A 15,473-nucleotide genomic window follows, 5' to 3' on the forward strand; every position below is an offset into this window, starting at 1 on the left:
CTCCCCGCAAGCGGGGAGAAGGAAGAATGCCGCGCCGCCCAATCCCCTCTCCCCGCTTGCGGGGAGAGGGTTAGGGTGAGGGGCTACTGCCCCTGAACCGCACAACCGCACAACAACGGTGGTAACGACCATGGATAGCCGAAGCCGGCTGCAGGAGCTTCTGCCGAAGCTCGTGCTGGCACCCAGTTTCCTCATCGTGCTCGTCTTCGTCTACGGCTTCATCGCCTATACGGGCTTCCTGTCGCTGACGGACAGCAGGATGCTGCCCTCCTACAATTTCGTGGGGCTGAGCAACTATACCAAGCTATGGGCGCTGCCGCACTGGTGGCGGGCGATCTCGAATCTGGCGATCTTCGCCTCGCTCTACATCGTCATCTGCTCGGTGCTTGGCCTGGCGCTCGCCATCCTGCTCGACCAGAAGATCCGCGCCGAAGGCCTGTTGCGCCCGATCTATCTCTACCCGATGGCGCTCTCCTTCATCGTGACGGGCACGGCCTGGAAGTGGTTCCTCGATCCCGGCATCGGGCTTGAGAACACCATGCACCTCTGGGGCTGGGAAAGCTTCGCCTTCAACTGGATCAAGGACCGCAACTACGCCATCTACTGCGTGGTGATCGCCGCCGTCTGGCAATCCTCCGGCTTCGTCATGGCGATGTTCCTCGCCGGTCTTCGCGGCGTCGACAACGAGATCATCAAGGCCGCGCAGATCGACGGCGCCTCGACCTCCACCATCTACCGCCGCATCATCATTCCGCTGATGCGCCCGGTCTTCCTGTCCGCCTTCGTGGTGCTCGCCCACCTTGCCATCAAGGCCTACGACCTCGTTGTCGCCTTGACCGGCGGCGGGCCGGGACAGGCGACCGAGTTGCCGGCCACCTTCATGTATTCCTACACCTTCACCCGCAACCAGATGGGCATCGGCGCGTCCTCGGCGATCATCATGCTGGTCATGATCTTCTCGATCATCATCCCCTACCTCTATTCCGAAATTCGCGGAGGCAAAGGCCGATGAGCGCCCAGAACCCCGACAACGTCATCTCGCACAACAGATTGACGCGCGCCCTCATCTACACCGCGCTCATCCTGTTCGCGGTCTACTACCTGCTGCCGCTCTACGTGATGCTGGTCAACTCGCTGAAGCCGCTGGAGGAAATCCGCCAGGGCGGCATGCTGAACCTGCCGCAGGTCTGGACGATCGAGCCCTGGCTGCAAGCCTGGTCGACGGCACAGATCGGCGTGCAGCCGACCGGCCTTCGCCCCTTCTTCATCAACTCGATCCTGATGGTCGTGCCGGCCGTCGCCATTTCCACCATCGTCGGCGCGCTCAACGGCTACGTTCTGACCAAGTGGCAGTTCAAGGGCTCGAACGTCTTCTTCGGCCTCTTGCTGCTCTCCTGCTTCATCCCGTTCCAGATCGTGCTGATCCCGATGGCGCGCATCCTCGGCTGGCTGGGCCTGGCCGGCTCGCTCTGGGGCCTGATCCTGGTGCATGTCGTCTACGGCATCGGCTTCACCACGCTCTATTTCCGCAACTACTACGAAAACTTCCCGACCGAGCTGGTGCGCGCGGCGCAGATCGACGGCGCGAGCTTCTTCCAGATCTTCTACCGCATCCTGCTGCCGTCCTCGGGGCCGATCATCGTCGTCTCGGTCATCTGGCAGTTCACCAATATCTGGAACGACTTCCTGTTCGGCGCCTCCTTCTCCGGCGCGAACACCACGCCGATGACGGTGGCGCTCAACAACCTCGTCTCCTCCTCGACCGGCGTGAAGGAATACAATGTGCACTTTGCCGGCGCGATCCTCGCCGCGCTTCCCACCCTCATCGTCTACATCGTCTCCGGACGGTACTTCGTGCGCGGCCTGATGTCCGGCGCCGTGAAAGGATAACGCTCATGTCGTTCCTCAAGATCAGCAACCTGCGCAAATCCTACGGCGCGCTCGAAATCCTGAAGGACATCAATATCGAGATCGAGCAGGGCGGTTTCCTCGTGCTGGTCGGCCCCTCCGGCTGCGGCAAGTCCACGCTGCTCAACACGATCGCCGGGCTGGAGCCGATCACCTCGGGCGAGATCGCCATCGACGGCCGCTCGGTCGCCGGCCTGCACCCCTCCAAGCGCGACATCGCCATGGTGTTCCAGTCCTACGCGCTCTACCCGAACATGACGGTCGCCGGGAACATCGCCTTCGGCATGGAAATCCGCGGCGTGCCGAAGGAGGAGCGCGACAAGGCGATCAAGGAGGTCGCCGACATGCTGCAGATCGGCCATCTGCTCGACCGCAAGCCCGGCCAGCTCTCCGGCGGCCAGCGCCAGCGCGTCGCCATGGGCCGGGCGCTGGTGCGCGACCCGAAGCTCTTCCTCTTCGACGAGCCGCTGTCGAACCTAGACGCGAAGCTGCGCGTCGACATGCGCACCGAGATCAAGCGCCTGCACCAGCGCATGAAGACCACCATCGTCTATGTGACGCACGACCAGATCGAGGCCATGACGCTCGCCACCAGGATCGCCGTGCTTAAGGACGGCGTGCTCCAGCAGTTCGGCTCGCCCTCGGAGATCTACAACAACCCGGCCAATACCTTCGTCGCCGACTTCATGGGCTCGCCCGCGATGAACCTGCTGCAGGGCAAGGTGGAGAACAACGGCTCGGGCGTCGCCGTCTCGCTTGCCCGCCATCAGGCCGAGCCGCTGGTGCTTGCCGTGCCCAATGCGCCCGGCGGGCTTGCCGCCTATAGCGGCAAGGACGTGATCTTCGGCATCCGCCCGGAAGCCCTCACCGACCCTGATGGTGCGGACCGCAACGCCCGCACCATCGGCGAAGGCGATTGCCTGATCGAGGTGGTGGAGCCCGCCGGCGCCGATACCTTCGCCGTCACCCATCTCGGCGGCAAGCAGATCGTGGCGCGCCTGCGCGCCGACGTGCGCATCGCCGCCGGCCAGACGGCGCGCCTTGCCTTCAACCTCGACAAGGCGGTGTTCTTCGACCCCGCCAGCCAGCTTCGCATCGCCTGAGATTTTGCAATGACCACGCAGCCGGACATCGTCATCATCGGATCGGGCATCGGCGGTTCCACCATGGCCGCCGCACTCGCCCCGACGGGCGCACGGATCGTCATACTGGAAGCGGGCGACCACCTGCCCGACCTGCCGGAGAACCGCGACCAGCGCGCCATCTTCCAGCGCGGCCATTTCCGCCCGAAGGAGATGTGGTACGAGGCTGATGGCACCGCCTTCAACCCCGGCAACTACTACAATGTCGGCGGCAATTCGAAATTCTACGGCGCGGTGCTGGTGCGCTATCGCCGCGAGGATTTCGAGGAGATGCGCCACCGCGACGGCATCTCGCCCGCCTGGCCCTTTCCCTACGAGGAGCTGGAGCCGTGGTATTCGGCAGCGGAAAGACTCTACAATGTGCGCGGCACACTCGGCGAGGATCCGACCGAGCCGCACCATTCGGCCCCCTACCCCTTCCCGCCCGTACCGGACGAGCCCGCCATCGCGAAGGTCCGTGCGAAGCTGAAGGCGAACGGGCTGCACCCCTATTCATTGTCGCTCGGCATCGACATCGACCGCTGGCTCGCCAAGGCGAAGACGCCGTGGGACGCGCATCCCAACAGCAATGACGGCAAGATGGACGCGGAGACCACGGCGCTCGCCGAGGCGCTGAAACATCCGAATGTCGAACTGCGCACCAATTGCCGGGTGACACGGCTCGCCACCGCCCCGCACGGCCGCAGCATTTCGACCGTGCATTACATGCGCGGCGGCGAGGCGGAGAGTGTTTCGCCGAAACTTGTCGTTCTCTCGGCAGGCGCGGTGCAATCGGCCGTGCTGCTGCTGCGCTCGGCCTCGGAGGCCTTCCCCAACGGGCTTGCCAACAGCTCCGACCAGGTCGGCCGCAACTTCATGAACCACAATTCGAGCGCCGTCATCGGCCTCTCGCCCTTCTACCGCAACACCTCCGTCTACCAGAAGAGCTTCGGCTTCAACGACTACTACCTCTCGGACGGCGAAGGCGGCCCGCCGCTCGGCAATGTGCAGCTCCTCGGCCGCGTCTCCGGCAAGATCCTCAAGGCCAACATGCCCTCCATGCCGGAATGGCTGCTGGAACAGGTCGCAGCCCGCGCCATCGATTTCTACGCCATGAGCGAAGACCTGCCGCATCCCGAAAGCCGCATCATGGTCGACCGCGACCGGATCGTCATGAAATGGACGCGCACCAACTGGCAGGCCCATCTCGACCTCGTGGCGAAGCTAAAGGCCGCGCTGAAGAAGGCGGGCTTCCCGGTCGTGCTCGCCCGCGCCTTCGACAAGCGCACGCCCTCGCATCAATGCGGCACCGTGCGTATCGGCAGCGATCCGGCAACGGCGCCGCTCGACATCTGGTGCCGCGCGCACGACCATCCGAACCTCTTCGTGGTCGACGCCTCCTACCTGCCGACCTCGGCCGCGGTGAACCCGGCGCTGACCGTCGCCGCACAGGCGCTGCGCGTCGCCGACCACATCAAATCGAGGGACCTTGCCGCATGACGACATCAGCCCGCCCCGTCGCCATCGTCACCGGCGGCCGCCGCGGCATCGGCCTCGGCATCGCCAAAGCCCTCGCGGCTGAGGGTTTCGACATCGCTATCACCGGCATCGGCGACAGTGATGGCGCGACCGACACCATGCTTGGCGAACTCACCGCGCTCGGCGGCCGGGCGATCTATCTCAAGGGCGACCTTGCCGATCTCTCCGGCCATGCAGCGACCGTCGCGGCCATCGAGGATCGGCTCGGCGCCATCGGCTGCCTTGTCAACAATGCCGGCATCGCCTCCGTCGTGCGCGGCGATTTCCTCGATCTTTCACCGGAGCATTTCGACACGATCGTCGCCACCAACCTGCGCGGCACCGTCTTCTTCACCCAGGCCGTGCTGAAGGCGATGCTGCACACCAAGACCGCGGGACCGCGCTCGATCATCAACATCACCTCCGTCTCGGCCGGCCTCACCTCGCCCGAACGGCTCGACTATTGCATGACCAAGGCCGGCCTTGCCGCCTTCAGCCAGGGGCTGGCGCTGCGGCTCGCCGAGACCGGCATCTCCGTCTTCGAAATCCGCCCCGGCATCATCCGCTCCGACATGACCGCCGGCGTTTCGGCGAAATACGACGCGCTGATCGACGGCGGCCTCGTGCCGATGAAGCGCTGGGGCGAGCCTGACGATATCGGCAATGCCGCGGCGGCACTTGCAACCGGCAAGTTCGCCTTCGCCACCGGCTCGGTGATCAATCTCGACGGCGGCCTCGCCATCGGGCGGCTTTGACAGAGGGAAAAGCGGTTGCGGAAAGTCCCCCTTCTCCCCTCGGGGAGAAGGTGCCGGCAGGCGGATGAGGGGGACGGCGGAGGGGACTTCCCCCTCATCCGACCCTTCGGGCCCCCTTCTCCCCGAGGGGAGAAGGGGTCGAGGCAAGGTATCGGCCAACATGAAACGCCGCTGTGGAACCTAAGGAAAACGGCATGACCTACGACTACATCATCACCGGCGCCGGCCCTGCCGGCTGCGTGCTGGCGAACCGGCTTTCGGAAGACCCGACCGTGCGCGTGCTGCTGCTGGAGGCCGGTGGCGGGGACTGGAACCCGCTGTTCCACATGCCGGCGGGCTTTGCCAAGATGACCAAGGGCGTCGCCAGCTGGGGCTGGGAGACCGTGCCGCAGAAGCACATGAAGGGCCGCGTGCTGCGCTATACGCAGGCCAAGGTGATCGGCGGCGGCTCCTCGATCAACGCGCAGCTCTATACCCGCGGCAATGCCGCGGACTACGATCTCTGGGCGAGCGAAGACGGCTGCGAGGGCTGGAGCTACCGGGAAATCCTGCCCTATTTCAAGCGCGCCGAGGACAACCAGCGCTTTGCCGACGACTATCATGCCTATGGCGGGCCGCTCGGTGTTTCCATGCCGGTCTCGGCGCTGCCGATCTGCGATGCCTATATCCGCGCCGGCCAGGAACTCGGCATTCCCTACAACCACGATTTCAACGGCCGCCAGCAGGCCGGCGTCGGCTTCTACCAGCTGACCCAGCGCAACCGCCGCCGCTCCTCCGCCTCGCTCGCCTATCTTTCGCCGATCAAGGATCGCGAGAACCTGACGATCCGCACCGGCGCCCGTGTCGCCCGCATCGTGCTGGAAGGCACGCGCGCCGTCGGCGTCGAGGTGGCGACGGCCAAGGGCGTCGAGACGATCCGGGCGGAGCGCGAGGTGCTCGTCTCCTCCGGCGCCATCGGTTCGCCGAAGCTGCTGCAGCAATCCGGCATCGGCCCGGCCGATCACCTGAGATCGGTGGGCGTTCCGGTAAAGCACGACCTGCCGGGCGTCGGCTCGAACATGCAGGACCACCTCGACCTCTTCGTCATCTCGGAATGCACCGGCGACCACACCTATGACGGCGTCGCAAAACTCCACCGCACGCTCTGGGCCGGCCTGCAATATGTGCTGTTCCGCTCCGGCCCCGTCGCCTCCTCGCTCTTCGAGACGGGCGGTTTCTGGTATGCGGATGCCGAAGCCCGTTCGCCGGACATCCAGTTCCATCTCGGCCTCGGCTCGGGCATCGAGGCGGGCGTCGAAAGGCTGAAGAATGCCGGCGTGACGCTGAACTCCGCCTATCTACATCCGCGCTCGAAGGGCACGGTGCGCCTCGCCTCGGCGGACCCGTCCGCCGCGCCGCTGATCGACCCGAACTACTGGGAAGACCCTCACGACCGGAAGATGTCAATCGAGGGCTTGAAGATCGCCCGCGAGATCATGCAGCAGGCCGCGCTGAAGCCCTATGTCATGGCCGAGCGCCTGCCGGGAACGAAGGTGATGACCGACGAAGAGCTCTTCGACTACGGCTGTGCCAATGCCAAGACCGACCACCACCCGGTCGGCACCTGCAAGATGGGTACGGGGGCGGATGCCGTCGTCGGGCTGGATTTGAAGGTGCATGGCCTTGAAGGTCTGCGCGTCTGCGACAGTTCCGTCATGCCGCGCGTTCCCTCTTGCAACACCAATGCGCCGACCATCATGGTGGGCGAGAAGGGCGCGGACATCATCCGCGGCCTGCCGGCGCTGCCGGCCCAGGTCTTTCAATACGAGCGCAACGATGCGCGCCCACGCGCCCGCGCCGACATCCGATAGGTGCCATCATGATCCGCCATTGCGTCTTCATCCACTTCAAGCCGACCATTTCGGTGGCCTACAAGACCGAGCTCTTCGACGAGATCGACAGGCTGAAGCATCGCCTGCCCGGCATGCTGGCCGTGCATATCGGCACCAATGTCAGCCCGGAAGAGGGCATGGACAAGGGTTTCAGCGACGGATTCATCGTCGACTTCGCCGACAGTTTCGCGCGTGACGCCTATCTGGAGGATTCCGAGCACAAGCAGACGGGGAGCCGGCTAGTGGCGGCTGCGGAAGGCGGCATCGCCGGCATTCTCGTCTACGACCTGGAAACCGACGACTAACTCGCCCGCCCGGCCCGGCGCGCCAGCACGCGTTCGAGGGCGGAGAAGGCATCGTAGATCAGCACCGCCAGCACGGCGACGACAAGGCCGCCCTGCAGCACGAAGGCGAGGTTGTTCGATTGCAGGCCGGCGATGATGACCTCGCCGAGCGTCTTGGCCGCGACCGTCGAACCGATGGTGGCGGTGGCAAGGCTGATCGTCACCGAAAGGCGGATGCCGGCGAGAATGACCGGCAGGGCGAGCGGCACCTCCACCTTGGTCAGCCGCTGCCAGGCCGTCATGCCCGTGCCGCGCGCCGCCTCGACGATGGCCGGCGGCAGGGTGGAAAGGCCGGTCATGGCATTCTCGAAGATCGGCAGCAGGCCGTAGAGGAAGAGCGCGATCAGCGTCGGCTTCTCGCCGAAACCGACGGCGGGCACGGCGAGCGCCAGCACCGCGACCGGCGGGAAGGTCTGGCCGATATTAACGAGGCTGCGTGACAGCGGCAGGAACTCCGCGCCAATGGGCCTTGTGACGAGGATGGCAAGGCCGACCGCCACGATGGTCGCCGCGAATGTGGCGGTGAAGACCGTGGCAAGGTGCGACAGCGTCAGCGACAGCAGGCTGCCCTGATTATAGACGGCCGGCGCATTGGCCTGCACCAGCGGCTTCAGCAGCGGCTCGAACAGCATGGGCTGGACGAGGAAGGCGATCAGCAGAACGAGCGCCGCCAGTCGCAGCAGATTGGGCAGGAACCGCCTCATTGCGGCCTCGCAGCACGGCGGGCAAGGCCGGCAAGCGTGATACGGCCAAGGGGCACGCCGTCCGCGCCGACGACCGGCAGGGCCTCGCGGCCCGACCAGAGCAGCGCCGAGAGCGCCTCGCGCTGGCTGGTGCCCGCGGCGAGCGGTTCGCCCTCCGCCGTGCCGGTTTCCGCGGCGTCACCCGCCGTGCCGATGGACAGCAACCGGAACGGCCGCTCGCCGGCGCCGATCAGCGTCTCGACGAAATCGGTGGCCGGATTGACCAGCATCTCCTCGGGCGCGGCGTATTGCACGATCTTTCCCTTGTCCATCACGGCGATCTTGTCCGCGAGATGGAACGCCTCCTCCATATCGTGCGTAACGAGCACGATGGTGGTGCCGAAATGCTTCTGGATCGCCAGGAGATCGTCCTGCGCCTTGGCGCGGATGACCGGATCGAGCGCGCCGAAGGGCTCGTCCATCAGGAGGATGTTCGGCTCGGCGGCAAGCGCGCGGGCGACGCCGACGCGCTGCTGCTGACCACCCGAGAGCTCATGCGGATAACGCGGGCCGAAGGCGGCGGGATCGAGCTGGAAGAGCGTCAGCAATTCCTCGACCTTGGCGTCGATGCGGCTCTTTTCCCAGCCGAGCAGCGCCGGCACGGTAGCGATGTTCTCGGCGACCGTGCGATGCGGGAAGAGGCCGTGACCCTGGATGGCGTAACCGATACGGCGGCGCAGCTCGTAGCCGGGAATGGCGTCGTTGGGTTCGCCGTCGATCAGGATCTTTCCCGAGGTCGGCTCGACCAGCCGGTTGATCATGCGCATCAGCGTCGTCTTGCCGGAGCCGGACGTGCCGACGATGACGGTGATCGTGCGCGGCGCGATGCTCATCGAGACATCGTCGACGACGGTCGTATCGCCGTAGCGCTTGGTGATGCTGTCGATCTCGATCATGCGGCCCTGCCGGGTTTGGAATTGGAAAGTTCGGTCGCGGCATCGAGCACGATGGCCGCGGCGAAGGCGAGCGCCACGGTCGGCACCGCGCCGAGCAGCACGAGGTCCATGGCCGTCTGGCCGATGCCCTGGAAGACGAAGACACCGAAGCCGCCGCCGCCGATGAGCGCGGCGATGGTGGCAAGGCCGATGTTCTGCACGAGCACGATGCGGATGCCGGTGAGAATGACCGGGAAGGCGAGCGGCAGCTCGACGCCGAAGAGGCGCTGCCGGTCCGTCATGCCGATACCGCGCGCCGCATCGTTCGCATCCCGCGGCACGCCGGCAAGGCCGACGACGGTGTTGGCGACGACCGGCAACAGCGAATAGAGGAAGAGCGCGACGAAGGCGGGGGCCGCGCCGATGCCGCGGATGCCGATGGCGGACGCGCCCGGAACATTGAGCGCGATCCAGCCGAGCGGGGCGATGAGCAGGCCGAAGAGGGCGATCGACGGGATCGTCTGGATGATGTTCAGCACATTGAGCACGCCGGCGCGCAGCGCCTCCACGCGGTGGCAGAGAATGCCGAGCGGCAGGCCGACGAGCGTCGCGGCGGCAAGCGAGCCGAGCGCCAGCACCACATGGCGGCTCGCCTCCAGCCAGAAGGTCTCCGCGCGGCTGCCATATTCCTTGAGGATCGACAGCCCGTCCCATGCCCCGGACATCAGGAGCGCGGCGACAGCGGCGGCGACGGCGGCGAGCAGCGCGACACGGGCGAGCGGCGAGAGCTTCAGCCGGGCGAGCGCGTCGGCCGTCAGGAGCGCGAAGGCGAAGCTCGTAAGCCAGAAGCCGGAGGCCGGCGAGACGCGGGCATAGGTGTTTTCCGGCGGCGTCAGGTGGCCGGCGGAAAGGCCGATGAGAATGGCAAGCGCAAACAGCCCCACAAGTCCGAGCATCAGCCGGAACACGGTCGGCGTGCGCAGCACGATGAGGACGACGGCGACGGCGACGAAGGCGAGAAGCGCCGCACCGAGGCCGGCCGGCAGCGCATCGAGGACCGGCCGCGCCTCGCCGGGCACGATGCGGTTGGCGCGAAAATTGGCGAACGGCGCCAGGAAGGCGCCGTAGGCCAGCAATGCGGCGATCACCACGCCGAGCTTGTCGATCCGCAACGTCATGAACGCCTTTCGGGGAAAACCCTCCGCCCCGACGGGCAGAGGGTAACGGCAGCTTACTTGATGAAGCCGTTCTTCTTGAGGAAGTCCTCGGCGACCGCCTTGGCCGGCTCGCCGCCGACCTGAACGCGACCGTTGAGGTCCTGCAGCGTCACGAGATCGAGTTTTTCGAAGACGGGCTTCAGGATTTCCTCGATCTGCGGATTGGCCTTCAGCACTTCCTCGCGGATGATCGGCGCGGGCTGGTAGACCGGCTGCACGCCCTTGTCGTCTTCGAGGACGACGAGACCCGACGGTGCGATGCCGCCGTCCGTGCCGTAGACCATGGCGGCATTGGCGCCGTTCGTCTGGTTGGCGGCGGCGCCGATCGTCGCGGCCGTATCACCGCCCGAAAGCGTGATGAGCTGTTCCGGCTTCAGCGTGAAGCCGTAGGTCGTCTGGAACGCCGGCAGGGCCGCGGCCGAGTTCACGAATTCCGACGAGGCGGCAAGCACCACCTGGCCGCCATCGGCGACATATTTGCCGAAATCCGTCAGCGTCACGAGCTTGTTCGGCTCGGCGACATCCTTGCGCAGCGCGATCGCCCAGGTGTTGTTGGCGGGCGAAGGCGTCAGCCAGACGATCTTGTTGGCGTCGAAATCGAGCGTCTTGGCAAGCTCATAGGCCTTGGTGGCATCCTTCCAGGCCGGATCCTCGGCCTTCTCGAAGAAGAAGGCGGCATTGCCGGTATATTCCGGATAGATGTCGATCTCGCCGGCAGTGATCGCCTTGCGCACGACCGGCGTGGCGCCGAGCTGCACACGGTCCGTCGTCTGGACGCCGTTGGCATTCAGCACGGCGAGGATGATGTTGCCGAGGACCCCGCCTTCGGTGTCGATCTTCGAGGAGACCACGACCTGGGCCTGGGCAGCACCGGCGGCAAGGCCGAGGGCCAGCGCTGCTCCGAGGAATTTGACGACTGGGCGCATGAGAATAAACCTTTCGTTTGTGCGGGAACCCACGGCGGCATTTTCACCACGTTTGGGAAAGCCCGTCCGGGCAAAGCATTTCATATATGGCAGGCATTCGCAAAAAATAGACCGCACCGGCGAGCAAATGCACGCCATTTGTTGCGGCCTTCAAAGCGCTTTCGAGATTGCGCGAGGAGACGGGCTTTGGCAACAGAAACGCGTTGCAATTGCCGGTCGCATCCGACACTCTCGCGTCGGTCCACTCTCATTTTTCCAGCATTGCATTTCATCACCCGCCGGGAACCATCGCGGGCCCGATGTCCGGCACAGATTTTCGTGAGGGGCTAATGAGCATCTATATTCTCGCATTGCTGATCGGCATCGTCGCGGGGCTTCGGGCCATGACGGCGCCGGCGGCCGTCAGCATCGGCGCGGCGCTCGGCTGGCTGCCGGTTTCCGGTACCTGGGCCGCTTTCCTCGCCTATCGCTTCACGCCCTATATCTTCGGTGCACTGGCACTCGTCGAATTCGTCACCGACCAGTTGCCGAGCACACCAAGCCGCAAGGTGCCGCAGCAGTTCGGCGCCCGCATCGTCAGCGGCGGCTTCTGCGGCGCCGTCATCGGCACCGTGGGCGGCTCGCTCGTCGGCGGGCTTGTCGCGGGCGTCATCGGCGCCGTGATCGGCACGCTCGGCGGCGCGGAAGCCCGCCAGCGCCTCGTTTCGGCCACCGGCGGCAAGGACCTGCCCATCGCGCTGCTGGAGGACGCCGTCGCCGTTCTGCTCGGCCTCTTCGTCGTCTCGTCGGTGCTCTGATGCGCAGGTTCGACGCCATCATCGTCGGCGCGGGCCAGGCCGGCCCGTCGCTTGCTGCCCGCCTGACGGCTGCGGGCAAGACCGTCGCCCTCATCGAGCGCAAGCTCGTGGGCGGCACCTGCGTCAACACCGGCTGCATGCCGACCAAGGCCATGGTCGCCAGCGCCTATGCCGCCCATCTCGCCCGCCGCGGCGCCGACTACGGCGTGGTGACGGGCGACGTCTCCATCGATTTTCAGAAGGTCATGGCGCGCAAGGACAAGGTGCGCTTCGACGCCCGCAAAGGCAACGAGGACTGGTTGGAAGGGATGGCGGGCCTGACCTTCCTGCGCGGCCATGCGCGCTTCGAGAGCCCGACGGAAATCCGCGTCGGCGAGGAGCTTCTGTCCGCCGGACAGATCTTCCTCAATGTCGGCGGCCGGGCGGTCGTGCCGGATTTTCCCGGTGTCGCCGATGTGTCGCATCTCGACAATGTGTCGATGATGGACCTGACGGAGCTGCCTGAACATCTCATTGTCGTCGGTGGCAGCTATATCGGGCTGGAATTCGCCCAGATGTTCCGCCGTTTCGGTTCGAAGGTGACGGTCGTCGAGAAGGGGCCGCGACTGATCGCGCGGGAGGACGAGGACGTCAGCGCCGCCGTACGCGACATTCTCGAGCGGGAAGACATAACCATTCGCACCGGAGCGGAGTGCATCCGCTTCTTCAAACGCGGCAATGATGTCGGGGTCGGCGTCGACTGCACGGCAGGCGCGCCGGAAATCCTCGGCTCCCATATCCTGCTTGCCACCGGCAGGCGGCCGAACACGGACGATCTCGGTCTCGACAAGGCCGGCGTTGCGATCGACAAACGCGGCTACATCACGGTCGACGAGCGGCTGGAGACGAACGTGCCGGGCATCTTCGCCCTGGGCGACTGCAACGGCCGCGGCGCCTTCACCCACACGGCCTACAACGATTTCGAGATCGTCGCAGCGAACCTTCTCGACAACGAGCCGCGCAAGGTGAGCGACCGCATCCAGACCTACGCGCTCTACATCGACCCGCCGCTCGGGCGCGCCGGCATGAGCGAGACCGAGGCGCGCAAGACGGGCCGCAAGCTGCTGATCGGCACGCGGCCCATGACGCGGGTGGGGCGTGCGAAGGAAAAGGGCGAGACGCTCGGCTTCATGAAGGTGATCGCCGACGCGCAGACCAAGGAAATCCTCGGTGCATCCATCCTCGGCACCGGCGGGGACGAGGCGGTGCAGAGCATTCTCGACGTGATGTATGCGGGCAAGCCATACACGACCATCACCCATGCAATGCACATCCACCCGACCGTGTCGGAACTAATCCCGACCGTCTTTGGCGATATGCAGCCCGCAGAATAAGGAAAGGCCCGGGATCGGATTCCGGGCCTTTCATGTTCTTACTTGCGGATCGTCAGCGCCGGGTTATGGGCGAAGAAATTGTGCGGCATGATGTGCACGGTCTTCCACTCCGTCGACATGACCGGCCAGTCCTCCATGCGCGGGATGTGATGGAAGCCGGCGGAGAACCAGGTGACGATGTCCTTGCCCATCAGGCTCTGGTCCTTCTTCACCCACTCGGCGAGCGTATCGGACCCGTCGCTCTGCATGGCGAACTTGCCGCCGGCATAACGCTGCTCCGGATCGTAGACCGTATTCCAGACAGAATATTCGATATAGGCATTGCGCTTCATCGGCGGGTCGTTCGCAAAATCGAACGGGCCGTAGGAAACGTCGCCGTGGTGGATCATGTAGCCCGGCTCATGGCCGAGATAGCCTTCGCGCGAGGGATTGGAGATGTGGAAATAGCGCGGCTGCATGGACGAAAGCTTGTAGCGCGCCTCCATTTCCGTATGCGGCATCTTGTGTTCGACCGTCCACATCGACTTGCGCGGGCTCGATGCGTCGAGCTTCGCCGGCACGATGTCCATGGTCGAGAAATGGTTCACCGGCTGGTCCACGTCGAAGTCGATGCGGAAGTTGAAATAGTGGTCATGATTGGCGGCAACGAGATTCGGGGCGATCAGCGTGCCATGGGCCGTATCCGCCTTCGCCGTCGCGTCCTTCATCGAGGTGGAGGCGACGCCCTTCACTGCATCGAGCCCGGTCGCGCCGACATAGATGTTGACCTGGCCGTTCTGCTGCAGGCGGTAGTCGATGAGGTAGTCGTAGTTGCCGACCTCCGAGGCCGTGCGCACGACGAGCTCGGTCGCCGGCCGGCCTTCCGCCGGAACCGGGCTTTCCGGCGTCTGGGCGAAGACCTCAAAGTGGCGCCAGGCCGGATCGCCGATATTGCGCTCGAAGACGCAGATCGCGTCGGGAATGACGAGCGGCGCGCCCTTGTCGTCGGCAATCGTTGCCGGCAGGAAGGTGGCGTGCGCGGGGCAGTCGATGCCGGCGCGCAGGGGGCTCAGGAACAGGCCGAAACCATATTCCCCGCTGTCCATGTAGGTGCGCCAGTACCAGCCTTCCGACGGGTCCATATAGGGCACGAAGACTTCGGAAAGGTGTGCCTGGTAGATGACCGAGCGCCAGGTGCCGTCATCGTTGACGTCGAGGTTGGAAAGAACGAGGCCGGGCCGCTTGTCGATGCGGAAGTTGAAGCGCCAGATGTCCCATTCGAGATGGCTGCCATCGATCTTGTAGTTCGGGCCAACCTCCTGCACGAGCTTGACGGGCTTCATTTCCGGGCGCAGCGGCACGCGCTTGGCGACCTCTTCCTCGGTATAGCCCCAGGCGTCCTTCGGCACGTCGACGACGCCGATATCGACGACCCGCTGCACTTCCTTCTTGCCGATGTCGTAGATGGCGAAAAGCCCCTCGATCGGCTTGGCATAGAAGTTGGAGCCTTCCGGCACCCGGTAGCACGGCACCTTCATCAGACGGGAATTCTGGTATTCCTCGGTGAAGAAGTTGCCGCCCGTCAGCGGCAGGCAGAAGGCCTGCTCCGGCTTCAGTCCGCGCTTGGCAAGCCCCGCCACCATGTCCGGATGGCCGAGCGCGCCCTCCAGCGCGTTCATGAACTCGGTGAAGAGCACCATGGGCTGGCCCTTGGTCTTCTCGTTGCTCTCGACCGTGCCCTTGGTGATGTTGACGACCGCCTCGCTGAAACCGTCCTTGCTGGTGAGGAAGACCGTCGCCTTGCGGTCGAGGCCGTCGCCCTCCTTCCAGGCGAGCACATCGGCCTTGGCCGGCTCCTTCAGCTCGATCAGCGGATAGAGCGTGTTGTCGTCAGCGAGCTTCTCGCCGCGCAGGATCTGGTTGATCTTCTGGTATTCCTCGGCGGTCAGACCGTCCAGCGGGTGGGCGGCGGCTGCGGTGGCGGCAAGGCCGAAGGCCAGCGCCGTCGCGGCGAAATGTTTTATCAGTCTCATGATCGTTCCCTCT

14 protein-coding genes are annotated in these 15,473 nt (G+C 65.2%); 9 read left to right on the forward strand and 5 right to left on the reverse strand.

The features are described from left to right. Positions 1-130 precede the first annotated feature (130 nt). From Q9316_RS15615 to Q9316_RS15645, 7 genes are all read left to right on the forward strand, one after another. A complete protein-coding gene (locus tag Q9316_RS15615) occupies positions 131-1,012 on the forward strand; it encodes a carbohydrate ABC transporter permease (RefSeq protein WP_306032494.1) in 882 nt (293 codons plus the stop codon). Next, positions 1,009-1,890 carry a carbohydrate ABC transporter permease gene (locus Q9316_RS15620; RefSeq protein WP_306032495.1) on the forward strand — a complete coding sequence of 294 codons (882 nt, stop codon included), beginning with the start codon at positions 1,009-1,011 and terminating at the stop codon, positions 1,888-1,890. The genes Q9316_RS15615 and Q9316_RS15620 overlap by 4 nt, the downstream gene beginning before the upstream one ends. 5 nt (positions 1,891-1,895) lie before the next feature. Continuing rightward, on the forward strand, positions 1,896-3,011 hold the full coding sequence (locus tag Q9316_RS15625) for an ABC transporter ATP-binding protein (RefSeq protein WP_306032496.1): 1,116 nt from the start codon (positions 1,896-1,898) through the stop codon (positions 3,009-3,011). Positions 3,012-3,020: 9 nt separating this feature from the next. Next, positions 3,021-4,529 (forward strand): FAD-dependent oxidoreductase, encoded by a 1,509-nt coding sequence (locus Q9316_RS15630; RefSeq protein ID WP_306032497.1) that lies wholly within the window; start codon positions 3,021-3,023, stop codon positions 4,527-4,529. Continuing rightward, on the forward strand, positions 4,526-5,302 hold the full coding sequence (locus Q9316_RS15635; RefSeq protein ID WP_306032498.1) for a 3-ketoacyl-ACP reductase: 777 nt from the start codon (positions 4,526-4,528) through the stop codon (positions 5,300-5,302). Before Q9316_RS15630 ends, Q9316_RS15635 begins: the two co-directional genes overlap by 4 nt. Before the next feature lie 194 nt (positions 5,303-5,496). Further along, positions 5,497-7,152, forward strand: a complete 1,656-nt coding sequence (locus tag Q9316_RS15640; RefSeq protein WP_306032499.1) for a GMC family oxidoreductase — start codon at positions 5,497-5,499, stop codon at positions 7,150-7,152. An 8-nt stretch (positions 7,153-7,160) separates the two neighbouring features. Beyond that, the gene (locus Q9316_RS15645; protein WP_306032500.1) at positions 7,161-7,478 is read left to right on the forward strand and encodes a Dabb family protein; all 318 of its coding nucleotides are present in this window, start codon (positions 7,161-7,163) and stop codon (positions 7,476-7,478) included. On the opposite strand, the gene Q9316_RS15650 is transcribed toward Q9316_RS15645, so the two are convergent. The 4 genes from Q9316_RS15650 to osmF are packed head-to-tail and all read right to left on the reverse strand — an operon-like array spanning position 7,475 to position 11,278. Next, positions 7,475-8,221, reverse strand: a complete 747-nt coding sequence (locus Q9316_RS15650) for an ABC transporter permease (RefSeq protein ID WP_306032501.1) — start codon at positions 8,219-8,221, stop codon at positions 7,475-7,477. The two genes, Q9316_RS15645 and Q9316_RS15650, sit on opposite strands and share 4 nt — an antisense overlap. Then, positions 8,218-9,156 carry an ABC transporter ATP-binding protein gene (locus Q9316_RS15655; protein ID WP_306032502.1) on the reverse strand — a complete coding sequence of 313 codons (939 nt, stop codon included), beginning with the start codon at positions 9,154-9,156 and terminating at the stop codon, positions 8,218-8,220. The genes Q9316_RS15650 and Q9316_RS15655 overlap by 4 nt, the downstream gene beginning before the upstream one ends. Further along, positions 9,153-10,313 (reverse strand): ABC transporter permease, encoded by a 1,161-nt coding sequence (locus tag Q9316_RS15660; RefSeq protein WP_306032503.1) that lies wholly within the window; start codon positions 10,311-10,313, stop codon positions 9,153-9,155. The genes Q9316_RS15655 and Q9316_RS15660 overlap by 4 nt, the downstream gene beginning before the upstream one ends. A 53-nt stretch (positions 10,314-10,366) precedes the next feature. Continuing rightward, complete coding sequence (gene osmF, locus Q9316_RS15665) at positions 10,367-11,278, reverse strand: glycine betaine ABC transporter substrate-binding protein OsmF (RefSeq protein WP_306032504.1); 912 nt, start codon at positions 11,276-11,278, stop codon at positions 10,367-10,369. Positions 11,279-11,607: 329 nt separating this feature from the next. Between osmF and Q9316_RS15670 the strand changes: the two genes are divergently transcribed. Continuing rightward, entirely contained in the window at positions 11,608-12,075 is a 468-nt protein-coding gene (locus tag Q9316_RS15670) for a DUF4126 domain-containing protein (RefSeq protein ID WP_306032505.1), read from the forward strand. Beyond that, positions 12,072-13,448: an FAD-containing oxidoreductase gene (locus tag Q9316_RS15675; protein WP_306035330.1), complete on the forward strand. Its 1,377-nt coding sequence runs from the start codon at positions 12,072-12,074 to the stop codon at positions 13,446-13,448. Before Q9316_RS15670 ends, Q9316_RS15675 begins: the two co-directional genes overlap by 4 nt. Positions 13,449-13,486: 38 nt before the next feature. Here the strand turns inward: Q9316_RS15675 and Q9316_RS15680 are convergent, their stop codons facing one another. Then, positions 13,487-15,460, reverse strand: coding sequence for a copper amine oxidase (locus Q9316_RS15680; RefSeq protein WP_306032506.1), 1,974 nt, complete (start codon positions 15,458-15,460; stop codon positions 13,487-13,489). Positions 15,461-15,473 lie beyond the last annotated feature (13 nt).

Source organism: Shinella zoogloeoides, from assembly GCF_030733845.1.
Taxonomy (GTDB): Bacteria; Pseudomonadota; Alphaproteobacteria; order Rhizobiales; family Rhizobiaceae; genus Shinella; species Shinella zoogloeoides_C.